Source organism: Nocardia sp. NPDC003269 (assembly GCF_042888005.1).
In the GTDB taxonomy this organism is placed as follows: Bacteria; Actinomycetota; Actinomycetes; order Mycobacteriales; family Mycobacteriaceae; genus Nocardia.
The window spans coordinates 1580821-1592014 of sequence record NZ_JBIAPA010000002.1 but is presented as its reverse complement, the minus strand read 5'-3'; the positions used below and the strand labels follow the sequence as shown (position 1 = coordinate 1592014).

Annotated in this window: 11 protein-coding genes; 1 reads left to right on the top strand and 10 read right to left on the bottom strand. The window is 70.3% G+C overall.

What is annotated here, in order from left to right:
• Nucleotides 1–21: 21 nt before the first annotated feature.
• From ACFYWJ_RS17760 to ACFYWJ_RS17740, 5 genes are all read right to left on the bottom strand, one after another.
• On the bottom strand, nt 22–627 hold the full coding sequence (locus tag ACFYWJ_RS17760) for an SGNH/GDSL hydrolase family protein (RefSeq protein WP_355275837.1): 606 nt from the start codon (nt 625–627) through the stop codon (nt 22–24).
• Nucleotides 624–1874, bottom strand: a complete 1251-nt coding sequence (locus tag ACFYWJ_RS17755) for an NAD(P)/FAD-dependent oxidoreductase (RefSeq protein WP_355275839.1) — start codon at nt 1872–1874, stop codon at nt 624–626. Before ACFYWJ_RS17755 ends, ACFYWJ_RS17760 begins: the two co-directional genes overlap by 4 nt.
• A 142-nt stretch (nt 1875–2016) precedes the next feature.
• The gene (locus tag ACFYWJ_RS17750; RefSeq protein WP_355275841.1) at nt 2017–3684 is read right to left on the bottom strand and encodes an AMP-dependent synthetase/ligase; all 1668 of its coding nucleotides are present in this window, start codon (nt 3682–3684) and stop codon (nt 2017–2019) included.
• 87 nt (nt 3685–3771) lie between these two features.
• Nucleotides 3772–4695, bottom strand: coding sequence for a LysR substrate-binding domain-containing protein (locus ACFYWJ_RS17745; protein ID WP_355275843.1), 924 nt, complete (start codon nt 4693–4695; stop codon nt 3772–3774).
• A gap of 245 nt (nt 4696–4940) precedes the next feature.
• Complete coding sequence (locus tag ACFYWJ_RS17740; protein WP_355275845.1) at nt 4941–5612, bottom strand: O-methyltransferase; 672 nt, start codon at nt 5610–5612, stop codon at nt 4941–4943.
• A 275-nt stretch (nt 5613–5887) separates the two neighbouring features.
• On the opposite strand from ACFYWJ_RS17740, the gene ACFYWJ_RS17735 reads away from it, so the two are divergent.
• Nucleotides 5888–7195 carry a lipase family protein gene (locus tag ACFYWJ_RS17735; RefSeq protein ID WP_355275846.1) on the top strand — a complete coding sequence of 436 codons (1308 nt, stop codon included), beginning with the start codon at nt 5888–5890 and terminating at the stop codon, nt 7193–7195.
• Nucleotides 7196–7252: 57 nt separating this feature from the next.
• Here ACFYWJ_RS17735 and ACFYWJ_RS17730 read toward each other — a convergent pair whose 3' ends face one another.
• The 5 genes from ACFYWJ_RS17730 to ACFYWJ_RS17710 all read right to left on the bottom strand — a co-directional run bounded on the left by ACFYWJ_RS17730 (nt 7253) and on the right by ACFYWJ_RS17710 (nt 11138).
• The gene (locus ACFYWJ_RS17730) at nt 7253–8974 is read right to left on the bottom strand and encodes an urease subunit alpha (protein WP_355275848.1); all 1722 of its coding nucleotides are present in this window, start codon (nt 8972–8974) and stop codon (nt 7253–7255) included.
• A 27-nt stretch (nt 8975–9001) separates the two neighbouring features.
• Nucleotides 9002–9313, bottom strand: coding sequence for an urease subunit beta (locus ACFYWJ_RS17725; protein WP_355275850.1), 312 nt, complete (start codon nt 9311–9313; stop codon nt 9002–9004).
• Between the two features lie 9 nt (nt 9314–9322).
• A complete protein-coding gene (locus ACFYWJ_RS17720) occupies nt 9323–9625 on the bottom strand; it encodes an urease subunit gamma (protein WP_355275852.1) in 303 nt (100 codons plus the stop codon).
• 155 nt (nt 9626–9780) lie between these two features.
• Nucleotides 9781–10209 carry a PaaI family thioesterase gene (locus ACFYWJ_RS17715; protein ID WP_355275854.1) on the bottom strand — a complete coding sequence of 143 codons (429 nt, stop codon included), beginning with the start codon at nt 10207–10209 and terminating at the stop codon, nt 9781–9783.
• Nucleotides 10210–10436: 227 nt separating this feature from the next.
• Entirely contained in the window at nt 10437–11138 is a 702-nt protein-coding gene (locus tag ACFYWJ_RS17710; protein ID WP_355275855.1) for a TetR family transcriptional regulator, read from the bottom strand.
• Between the last annotated feature and the right edge of the window lie 56 nt (nt 11139–11194).

Below are 11194 nucleotides of genomic sequence, written 5' to 3'. Positions count from 1 at the left end.
GAAAACGGGCAGTCGCGAAACTCAAGCGGCGACAGTGGTGGCGGTGGTCGACGAGATCAGTTCGGCCGCGGTGGCGGCGAAGAGGCGGTGACCCGCCGGACTGGGGTGCAGACCGTCGGCGGTCCACACCTCCGGCCGGGCCCAGTCGGGGTGCGCCGCGATATCCAGCAGCAGGGTGCCCGTGTCGGCGGTGACGCGGGCGAGTACCTCGTTGGCGACGGCGAACCGCTCGCGCAGCAGCGCGCGGAAGCCGTCGGGGACGGGCAGCCGGGCGGGGATGTCGGGGTAGGTCGCCGTGAACACGGTGGCCTTACCCGCCCGCAGGGTGGTGAAGATGGTGTGCAGGTTGTCGGCGAAACGGGCCTCGTCGTATGCGCTGACCAGGTCGTTCACACCGACAACCACACCGTAGAGGCCGGCCCGGGCGCTCGTCGCCGCCGCCAGCTGACCCGCGACGACATCACCGGTGGTGGCGCCGTGGGTGCCGAAGTTGCGAATCGTGGCGGGGCGCAGGCCGAGCTGGCCGCCCAGCCGCGACACCCAGCCCCGGTAGCCGCCCGCCGCGGCCGGGTCGCCCCGGCCTTCCACGAAGCTGTCGCCGAGCGCCGTCAGGCCGGCCGCGATCATGCCGAGACTCCGGTATTCACCACATGCCGGTCGGCGACGGGGAAGTTCACCTCTTCGTACAGCGCGGCCAGCTCCTCCTCGCCGAAGAACTTGTCCGGCGGGTACAGCCCGGCGATCAGACCGAAGAACTTCTTCGAGTAGTGCTCGCTGCGGCTCGCCGCGCGGAACACCGAGTCGTAGTACGGCGTCAGCGTGAGGTCGGAGATCGACTGGGTCAGCTCGTAGGTGCTGGCGCTCTGCGCGTCGCGCTCACGCTGGTACTCCGGCATGGTCTCCTCGAACGGACGTGCGCCCGAGAGGCTTTCGTGCACCAGGTCGGCCAGCAGCTGGCTGTACTTGAAGGCGTCGGTGATGCCCCAGCCGGTGAACGGGTCCTTGTGGTAGCCGGCGTCGCCGACCAGGGCCCAGCCGGGACCGAAGGACTGGCGCCGGTAGTTGTCCGGGTACAGCATCGGCCGGAACGGCTCGACCCGCTTGCCGGTGTCGCGCAGGCGCGCGCCGATCTCGGGGTCGACCTGGTCGACGATCTCCTGCAGGCCGGCGTCGGGATCGGTGCGGAAGTCGCGGAAGCGGTCGCGCTTGCGCATCACCGCGACCAGGGCCAGGCCGTCGTTGGTCGGCCAGGAGGCGAACTGCTGCTCACCGAAACCGGTGCGGTGGTGCATGCCCCAGTCGACGCCCTCGTAGTACGAGTAGTAGACGAAGCAGGCGGCGGGCGAGCCCTCGTAGGTGGCCGCGCCGACCTCCTTGGCGACGATCGAGTTCGAACCGTCCGCGCCGACAACCAGTTTCGCGCGGAACTCCTGCTCGGGGCCCTCGCCGACCCGGCCGCGGATGCCGGCGACCCGGTCACCGTCACGCAGCAGCCCGGTGACGGTGAAGCCCTCGATCAGCTCGGCGCCGGACTCCCCCGCCGCGTCGACCAGGATCTTGTCGAGCACGGTGCGGCGCGGGCAGTACACGGCGTCGATGCCGTCGGCCGCCGGGTCGGCCATGCCCGGGATCTCGATGTCGGTGTAGGTGAAGTTGAGGTGGCGGATCGGCGGGCAGCCGGTGGCCACGACGGTGTCGAGCAGACCCCAGGACTTCAGAAAGCCGAGGCCGGCCTGGTGGATGTAGTGCGTGGACGGGGTGTCGCTGGGAAAGGTCGCGCGATCCACGGCGAGCACCCGGTAACCCTGACGGGCCAGCAGCATGGCCAGGGGCGAGCCCGCGACCCGGGTTCCGACGACGATGACGTCATACATGATGTGATCACTTTCGGTGGTCGAATTCCGATTTCGAGTCTGTCGCCGGTGTATTGCGGAAACCACTGCGGGCCACCGCAATTCATCGGCCGATCGGTCCCGGCTATCGTCGGCGGGACGGCGGGGGGAATTTCGCGTCGCGTTACCCGCGCGACACGTACAGCTGATTTATGTCCGCGGAATAGGTGTCGGCGATCGCGGCTCTGCGCAATTTCAGCGACGAGGTGAGCAGGCCGGCGTCGACGGTGAAATCGCCGTCGACGACGCGGAATGCGCGAATGGATTCCGCGCGCGACACCAGGGAATTGGCGTCGTCGACGGCGGCCTGGATCTCGGTGGCGGGGTCGGTGTCGGGGTGGTCGATCTGCCACTTGGCGGCGCGGTCGGCGTCGAGGGTGACCAGCGCGGTCACGAACGGACGGCCGTCGCCGACGACCATGCAGTTGCTGACCAGCGGGTGCAGCCGGATCCGGTCCTCGAGCAGGGTCGGGGCGACGTTCTTGCCGCCCGAGGTCACCAGGATCTCCTTCTTGCGCCCGGTGATCCGCAGGTGACCGTCGTCGAGTTCGCCGATGTCGCCGGTGTGCAGCCAGCCCTCGTCGTCGACGGGCCGCTGATCGGCGGCCGCGCCCCAGTACCCCGGCGAGACGTGCGGGCCGCGGACCAGCACCTCACCGTCGTCACCGATGCCGACCTCGGTCCCGGGAATCGGGCGCCCGACGGTGCCGAGCCGGTTGGTCTCCGGCGCGCTGACGGTGACCGCGGTGGCCGCCTCGGTCAGGCCGTAGCAGTTCAGGATCACCACGCCGACCCCGGCGTAGAAGCCCGCGGTGGTGTCGTCGAGGGACGCGCCGCCGGAGATCACATGGCGCAACTGCCCACCGAAGGCGGCCGCCACGGCGTCGTCGGCCGGGGTCGGCGCCGACCCCTCGGCCAGCACCGCGAGTCCGCGTTCGACCGCCGCCGCCTCCTGCTCCTCGGTGAGCAGGGCGCGGGTGTGCTTGCGGATCTTCTCCAGCGCGTAGGGCACCAGCGCCAGGAAGGTGGGGCGCAGCCGGGACAGGGCGGGCACCAGGTCGGGCACGCCGGGCAGCAGGTGGGTGCGGCTGCCGCCGTAGAGGCAGGCGAACAGGATGGTCTGGCCGAACACGTGCGAGAGCGGCAGCGCCAGCGCGGTCGTACCGTCGAACAGCGTGCCGGTCTGGCGGGCGGTGTTCGCCGCGGTGACGTACATGTTGCGGTGGCTGATCATGCAGCCCTTGGCCAGGCCGGTGGTGCCGCTGGTGTAGACGATCATCGCCAGGTCACCTGCGCCGACCGCGGCGAGCCGCGCGTCGAGCTCGGGGTGCTCGGCGCCCAGGGTGGACCACGCGCCGAGTTCGTCGAAGGACCAGACCTCGCCGTCGGCGCCCGCCGAGGTCAGCCGGACCGCGTCGTCGGCGGTCTCGGCCGCGAAGAAGCGGCTGCCGCTGTCGCGCAGGATGTGTTCGATCTGGGCCGGCGAGGAGGTCGGGTACACCGGCACGATCACCGCGCCGATCGCGACGGCGGCGCAGTCGAGCAGCGCCCACTCCAGGCTCGTGCGGCCGAGCACGGCCACGCGGTCGCCCGCGGCCACCGCTCGGTCGAGCAGGGCCGAGGCGAGCGCGCGGACGCGGGTGTCGAGGTCGCCGGTGGTCAGCTGGGTTCCGTCGACGGCACACAGGGAATGGCGCGCGGGGTCACGCCGTGCCGCTTCGGAAACAATCTCATACAGACTGGAACTATCGGATGGAACGAATCCGTTCGCGGTGACAGACACTGTGTTCACGAATTGAATTCTTCACGGCGGCAACCATTCCCGTCGCCGCCGCCATCGCTGTTCCTACCGTGCGAGAGTCATGTCCTATCGACGGGTTCACGCCGACAATGCCCGGACATCATCTATCTGTGCCGATTCGATGCATTCCAGGAACAGCGACACGGCGGGGTTCGGCTCGTCGGCACGCCACACCGCGTGCAAATCCAGCGTCGGCACCGGATCGAACAATTTCACCGCCACCGAACTGCTGCCCGCCACACCCATTCCCATCGAAATCGCCCGCGGTAGCGAGGCGAACCCGACCAGTGGACGGACCGAGACCATGTGCGCGGTCGCGCCGGGGTCGTCGGCCGAATGCGTGACATTGAGCGAGATCCTGGTCTCGGCGGCCGAGCGCAGGATCGTGTCGTACATCGCGGGACACTGCTCGCGCGCGAACAGCACACAGTCCTGACTCTGTAATTCGGCGAACGGCACTCCCGGCCGGTCCGCCCACCGATGTCGGCGGCCGACGACGGCCACCAGTGGAACCCGGTGCAGCAGACGGCGATACCGGAAGTCCGCGGTACTGGGATGACCGTAGACCAGGGCCAGATCGAGTGATCCGTCGGCGAGGCCGGCCAGCTGGGGCCCGGTCCGCTTCTCCCACAGCGACACCACGATGTCGGGGTGTCGTTCGGTCATCCTGGTCAGCGCCTCCGGCAGCACGTGTCTGCTGGCGGGCAGGTTGTAGCCGATATTGAGACTGCCCGCGCGACCTTCGGCGGTCGCCTTGGCCGCCTGGGCGGCACGGTCGAGCTGGGCGACGATCTGGCGGGCCTGGAGTTCGAACTCCCGTCCCGCCGGGGTCAGCCGCACCTCATGGGAGTTGCGGGCGACCAGTTGGACGCCGAGCGATTTCTCCAGCTTCTGCAGCTGGGCACTGAGACTTGGTTGGGTCAGATGGAGGCGCTGCGCTGCGCGACCGAAATGCAACTCTTCGGCGATGGTGATGAACGAAACGAGGTGTCGGAATTCCATGACGCCGGGCTCCTTCCGAGTACCACCACGCTATCGAGGCCGGATAACCCGTGATGAATACCGATCGCCCAGAAGTCGCCGTGCGCGTTGCCGGTGGGTGAACCCGCCCCGGACACGGCGTGGCCGACCCGGCGCGCCGCGGACCGGCACCGAAACACCAGGCGCGCCAAGGCCTGCCACGGAACCGCTCACTCTACCGCGCCGCGGCGGCCTTGCGGAAGGTGCGCACCCGGCCCGCGCAGCGCTCAGGACTCCGGCCCGTTGACGACCGCGTAGGCGAAGCCGTCCCAGCCCTTCGAGCCGACCGTCTGCAGCACCGTCGCGTCCAGGCTCGGCTCGGCGGCGAGCAGTTCGACCAGCTCGCGGCTGGCGCGCACGTTGGGATCCTCGGACTGCTCGTCGGCCAGCCCGCCGCGGCGCACCACATTGTCGACGATGATCACCGAGCCGGGCCGGGTCAGCCGCAGCGCCCACTGCACGTAGTTGGCGTTGTTGATCTTGTCCGCGTCGATGAACACCAGGTCGAACGGCTCGGTCACGTCCTCGGCGACCTCGGGCAGCGTGTCCAGCGCGGCACCGACCCGGATGTCCACCCTGGCCCCGACCCCGGCCCGGTCCAGATTCTCCCGCGCGACCTTGGCGTGGCGCGGTTCGAACTCGAGGGTGACCACGGTGCCGTCGTCGCCGACCGCCCTGGCCAGCCATTCGGTGCTGTACCCGCCGAGGGTGCCGATCTCGAGGATCCGGCGCGCGCCCGCCGACCGGGCCAGCAGGTGCAGGAACTTGCCCTGCGGAGGCGAGACGTCGATCGCGGGCAGTCCGGCCTCGGCGTTCGCGGCGAGGGCGGGCGCGCCGTCGTCGCCCACCAGCGTGTCCACGATATAGCGATCGACACCGGCCCAGTCGTTGTCCGTCATGGGCGCCAGTGTGCCACCATCGGCAGCCCCCGGCGCGGACTCGAGCCCGCGGTGCGCCGGATGTCCCACTCCCGCAGGCCCGCTCGGCGACCGGACCGAATCACCGTCCACCGCTCGGCGCGCCGCCCGCCGTTGGGCCGACCCGGGGTTCCCGGCGTGCGGTAACAGTGTTACCGTTCGGTCGGCCGCTGCGACGTGACGTGCGTCATGATCTACCCCCGCCGCGGCTCAGGACACAGCCGCAGCGGTGCGGCGGTGGCATCGATGGGAGTGGTATGCAGCAAGCACGATCGCTGGCGCGCCGGGCGGCGGTGACCGCACTGGCCTGCCTGGCCGCGGTGGCGGGATCCGGGGTGGTCGGCACGCAGGTGGCGGCGGAGCCGGTCAGCGCGTTCTACGTGCCGCCCGCGGAGATCCCGCAGACCCCGGGCGCGATCGTGAAGACCCAGCCGATGACAATCCTGGCGACCCCGCCGACCGCGGCGGGCTGGCCGACCCAGGCCCAGCACGTGATGTACACCAGCCGGTTGCAGGACGGCTCCCCCGTCGCCGTCTCCGGCACCTACATCGAGCCGAAGAACCCGTGGCAGGGCGCGGGCCCGCGGCCGACCGTGGTCATCGGCCCCGGCACCTCCGGCCAGGGCGACCGGTGCGCGATGTCGGTGGCGTTCTCGACCGGCGTCTCGGTGACCGCCGACCCGCTGGGGCTCTCGGCGAACCAGGAGCTGCCGTCCTCGGCGGTGTGGAGCGCGCTCGGCGCGCGGGTGCTGATCACCGACTACATCGGCCTCGGCACCCCCGGCATCCACACCTACGCCAACCGGTTCGAAAGCGGCCACGCGATCCTCGACGGCGCCCGCGCCGCCAACGCGCTCGCCGGGGTCGGCCCCGAGACTCCGCTGGTGCTGTGGGGCTACTCGCAGGGCGGCGGTGCCACCGCCGCGGCCGCGGAGATGGCGCCCAGCTACGCGCCGGAGCTGAATCTCAAGGGGACCTGGGCCGGTGGACCGGTCGCCGACCTCTCGGCCATCCTGACCCGCATCGACGGCGCCCTGATCGGCGGCGCGATCGGCTTCGCGGTCAACGGCATGCTCGCCCGCTACCCCGAACTCCAGCAGGCCGTCGATCGGGTGACCAGCCCGCAGGGCCGGGCGAAGCTCGCGACCCTGAGCGACTCGTGCGTCGCCGACCTGATCACCTATCACCCGTTCATGAAGACGAATTCACTGACCGTGGACGGGCGTTCGCTCACCGAGCACCTCGCCGAGCTGCCCGAGGCCGCACCGGTGCTCGCGGAACTGCGCATCGGCAGCACCGCGCCCACCACTCCGGTGCTGATCACCAGCGGCCGCAACGACGACACCGTCCCCTACGGCCAGGCCCGCCGCCTCGCCGAGGACTGGTGCGGCCAGGGCGCCACGGTCACCTTCCGCACCAACGAACTGCCGCCGATCCTGCCCGGCACGACCATCCCGAACCACTTCGGTCCGGAACTGATCGACGGCTTCGGTCCCGACAACGCGGTGACCTACCTGCTCGACCGGCTTGCCGACAAGCCGGTCGGCGGCTGCTCGTTCGACTGAGCGCCGCACGGCACCGGGGGCCCGCAACGGCGCGGGCCCCCGGTGTCGTCTCCGGACTCAGAACAGGAAGTAGCGCTGGGCCATCGGCAGTTCGGTGGCCGGTTCCTCGGTCCACACCTCGCCGTCGACGCGGACGGTGAAGGTGTCGGGGTCGACCTCGATCCGCGGCATGGCGTCGTTGCGCGGCATGTCGGCCTTGGTGACCCGGCGGACGTTCTTGACCGGCGCCAGCTTCCGGCGCACGTCGAGCCGGTTCGCCAGGCCGTCGTCGATGGCCTGCTCGGAGACGAAGTGCAGCGAGGTGGCCGCCGCGGCGGGGGCCGCGGCACCGAACATCGGGCGTGGCAGCACCGGCTGCGGGGTGGGGATGGAGGCGTTGGCGTCGCCCATCGCGGCCCAGGCGATCATGCCGCCCTTGAGGACCGCGTGCGGGCGCACCCCGAAGAACGCGGGCTCCCACAGCACCAGATCAGCCAGCTTGCCGACCTCCACCGAGCCGATCTCGTCGTCGAGCCCGTGCGCGACCGCCGGGCAGATGGTGTATTTCGCGATGTAGCGCTGCACGCGGGCGTTGTCGGCCGCGCCGTCGCCGGACAGGGCGCCGCGGCGGCGTTTCATCACGTGCGCGGTCTGCCAGGTACGCATGACCACCTCGCCGATGCGGCCCATGGCCTGGGAGTCCGAGCCGATCATCGAGATGGCGCCCAGGTCGTGCAGCAGGTCCTCGGCGGCGATGGTGGACGGGCGGATCCGCGATTCGGCGAAGGCCAGGTCCTCGGGGATCGACGGGCTCAGGTGGTGACAGACCATGAGCATGTCGAGGTGCTCGTCGAGGGTGTTGACGGTGTGCGGCCGGGTCGGGTTGGTGGAACTGGGCAACACGTTGAGATACGAAGCGACGGTGATGATGTCGGGCGCGTGCCCGCCGCCCGCGCCCTCGGTGTGGTACGCGTGGATGCCACGCCCGGCGATGGCGGCCAGGGTGTCCTCGACGAATCCGGCTTCGTTCAGGGTGTCCGAGTGCAGCGCCACCTGCACGCCCGCCGCGTCGGCGACGGTGAGGCAGGCATCGATGGCGGCGGGCGTGGAGCCCCAGTCCTCGTGCAGCTTGAAACCCGAAGCGCCGGCGCGCAACTGCTCCCACATGGATTCCTGGCTGACCGTGTTGCCCTTGCCGAGCAGCACGATGTTCATCGGCCAGTGGTCCAGTGCCTCCAGCATCCGGGCCAGGTGCCAGGAGCCGGGGGTGACGGTGGTGGCCTTGGATCCCTCGGCCGGGCCGGTGCCGCCACCGATGAGCGTGGTGATGCCGCCGCCGAGCGCCTCGTCCAGCAGCTGCGGACAGATGAAGTGCACGTGACAGTCGATGGCGCCCGCGGTGAGGATGCGGCCGTTGCCCGCGATGATCTCCGTCGACGGGCCCACGACCAGGTCCGGGTGCACACCCGACATGGTGTCGGGGTTGCCCGCCTTGCCGATACCGCAGACGCGGCCGTCGCGGATGCCGACGTCGGCCTTGATGATGCCCCAGTGATCGATGATCACCACGCCGGTGATGACGGTGTCGGGAGCGCCGTCGGCGCGGGTGGCGCGGGACTGGCCCATCGATTCGCGCAGCACCTTGCCGCCGCCGAAGACGGCTTCCTCACCGGCGAGACCCGGTCCGCCGCTGCGGTCCTCGGTGATCTCGATGATCAGGTCGGTGTCGGCCAGCCGGATGCGGTCGCCGGTGGTCGGCCCGAACAGTTCGGCGTAGCGGGCGCGGCTCAGTTCGGTCATCGGTTCTCTCCCGAAGAGGTCGTGGACTCACGCATCGAGGCGGCCCGGCGGGTTCGCGCTGATCCCGTACACCTCGCGGGTGCCGGCGATCGGCACCAGCGAAACGCGTTGCGGCAGACCGGGTTCGAAGCGGACCGCGGTGCCTGCGGGGATGTCGAGGCGGTGGCCGTGCGCGGCCGCGCGGTCGAAGTCGAGGGCGGCGTTGGCCTGCGGGAAGTGCACGTGGCTGCCGACCTGGACGGGGCGGTCGCCGGTGTTGACGACGTCGAGTTCGACGCGCACGGCGCCGGCGTTGAGTTCGATCGTGCCCTCGGCACAGAGGTATTCACCGGGAATCATGGGCGTCGCCTATCCGATCGGGTGGTGCACGGTGACGAGTTTGGTGCCGTCGGGGAAGGTCGCCTCGACCTGCACGTCGTGGATCATCTCCGGAACGCCGACCATGACGTCGTCACGAGTGAGCACCGAGCGCCCCGAGGACATCAGCTCGGCCACGGTCCGCCCGTCCCTGGCGCCTTCGAGCACGTGATCGGTGATCAGCGCGACCGCCTCGGGGTGGTTGAGCTTGAGTCCCCGCGCCTGCCTGCGGCGGGCCAGTTCGGCCGCGTAGCTCAGCAGCAGCCGTTCCTGCTCGTGCGGCGACAGGCGCATCGGGTCTCCTCACGGATCGTGGTCAGGTGTCCGACATTCTGACACGCCCGACGCGCCCCTGCCCGTCCACCCGACACGATTCCCGACCACCCGGTCTCCTCCACGCGCGAACCCGCCGAGCCGGGCGGCAGCCCCGGCATTCATGCCTACGGGGGTCAGGCGGCGAGGTTCTGCAGGCGGACCTGACCGCGGGCGACGGTGCGGCCCTCGGCGTCGGTGATCACCACGACCCAGAGCTGCTGGCTGCGGCCCCGGTGGATGGGGGTGGCCTCGCCGGTGAGCACGCCCTCGCGGACCGCGCGCAGGAAGTCGGTGTTGTTGTTGACGCCGACGACCGAACCGCGCTCGCCGAACCAGACACCGGCGCCCACACTGGCCAGGGTCTCGATGACGGTGCAGTAGACGCCGCCGTTCTGGATGCCCGCGGGCTGGTGCAGCTGCGGACGCACCTCCCATTCGCCGCACACCCGGTCGGGGCCCACCTCCGTGTAGCGCAACCCGATCAGATCGGTGAAGGTGCCTTCGCTGGCCTTGGTCATCAGCTCCGGGGTGATCGCGGCCAGGGACAGGGTGTTGTCGGTCATACGCTCCGGTCTACACCATCGGATTCCGCGGCCGACACCCCGGGAGACGAAGCGGCGGACCCCGTCACAGGGACGGAGCCCGCCGCGGCAGGAATGAGGGGGTCGACCGCAGCCCTCGGGACCACCGGCTCATCCATACGCCGAGATGAGCATAGGTCAGGCTTACCTAAGTGGTCAAGCGCCTCGCCGATCCGTCTCATTCGTCTCACAAATCGTCTCATAATTTACTATTTTAGATACCGATACACCGTCGCGCGCGAGACGCCGAGCACGGCGGCAATCTCGGTGGCGCTGCGCTGCTCGACCTCGCTCATCCGGCGCGCGGCCGCGATGCGCTCCGCGTCGAGCGCGGCGGGCCGTCCGCGCGGCGCGACCGCCGGACGCACGGCCTCGGGATAGAGCAATTCGACCCCGGCCAGCACTTCCGCCCGCAGGTCGGCGGGCGATTCCTCGGCGAACAACACCACCGGGTCGCTGAGCGCGCCCAGCGCCTGCGCCGCCCGCACCCGCTCGGCCAGCTCCGGGCTCGGGCCCGCGACGAGCCGGTTCGCCGCCAGCATCGTGGTGCGGAACCGCTCGAAGATCGCGCCGGGCGCGGCGAGCGCCAGGTCGTTCACATTGAGCCGCAACAGATACCGGTACTCGAGGAACACCTCGAGCAGCCCTTCCAGGACCTGCCGCCTGGCCGTGCGCGGATCGGGATGGGCAGCGTCGGCGACCGCCCCGGCCATCGCGACGAGCAGCGGCTCGGCGAGCCCGGCGAGGATGTCGTACTTGCTCGGGAAGTGGTAGAGCACACCGGCTTTGGAGATGTTCAGCTGATCGGCGATCGCGCGGACCGTGGTGCGGTGGTACCCGTGCGCGCCGAACAGCTCCATGGCGACGGCCAGGATGCGCTCGCGGGTGCCCGGCGTCTGCTCGTCCGTCATCGGGACATCCTAGCGCCTTGACTGACCGGAGGTCAGGAATCTACCGTGAGGACTGA

Excerpts from the sequence above, each read along its gene's own strand:
- ACFYWJ_RS17760 (WP_355275837.1), bottom strand. The coding sequence starts at position 627 with ATGATCGCGGCCGGCCTGACGGCGCTCGGCGACAGCTTCGTGGAAGGC.
- ACFYWJ_RS17755 (WP_355275839.1), bottom strand. The coding sequence starts at position 1,874 with ATGTATGACGTCATCGTCGTCGGAACCCGGGTCGCGGGCTCGCCCCTG.
- ACFYWJ_RS17745 (WP_355275843.1), bottom strand. The coding sequence starts at position 4,695 with ATGGAATTCCGACACCTCGTTTCGTTCATCACCATCGCCGAAGAGTTG.
- ACFYWJ_RS17740 (WP_355275845.1), bottom strand. The coding sequence starts at position 5,612 with ATGACGGACAACGACTGGGCCGGTGTCGATCGCTATATCGTGGACACG.
- ACFYWJ_RS17735 (WP_355275846.1), top strand. The coding sequence starts at position 5,888 with ATGCAGCAAGCACGATCGCTGGCGCGCCGGGCGGCGGTGACCGCACTG.
- ACFYWJ_RS17730 (WP_355275848.1), bottom strand. The coding sequence starts at position 8,974 with ATGACCGAACTGAGCCGCGCCCGCTACGCCGAACTGTTCGGGCCGACC.
- ACFYWJ_RS17725 (WP_355275850.1), bottom strand. The coding sequence starts at position 9,313 with ATGATTCCCGGTGAATACCTCTGTGCCGAGGGCACGATCGAACTCAAC.
- ACFYWJ_RS17720 (WP_355275852.1), bottom strand. The coding sequence starts at position 9,625 with ATGCGCCTGTCGCCGCACGAGCAGGAACGGCTGCTGCTGAGCTACGCG.
- ACFYWJ_RS17715 (WP_355275854.1), bottom strand. The coding sequence starts at position 10,209 with ATGACCGACAACACCCTGTCCCTGGCCGCGATCACCCCGGAGCTGATG.
- ACFYWJ_RS17710 (WP_355275855.1), bottom strand. The coding sequence starts at position 11,138 with ATGACGGACGAGCAGACGCCGGGCACCCGCGAGCGCATCCTGGCCGTC.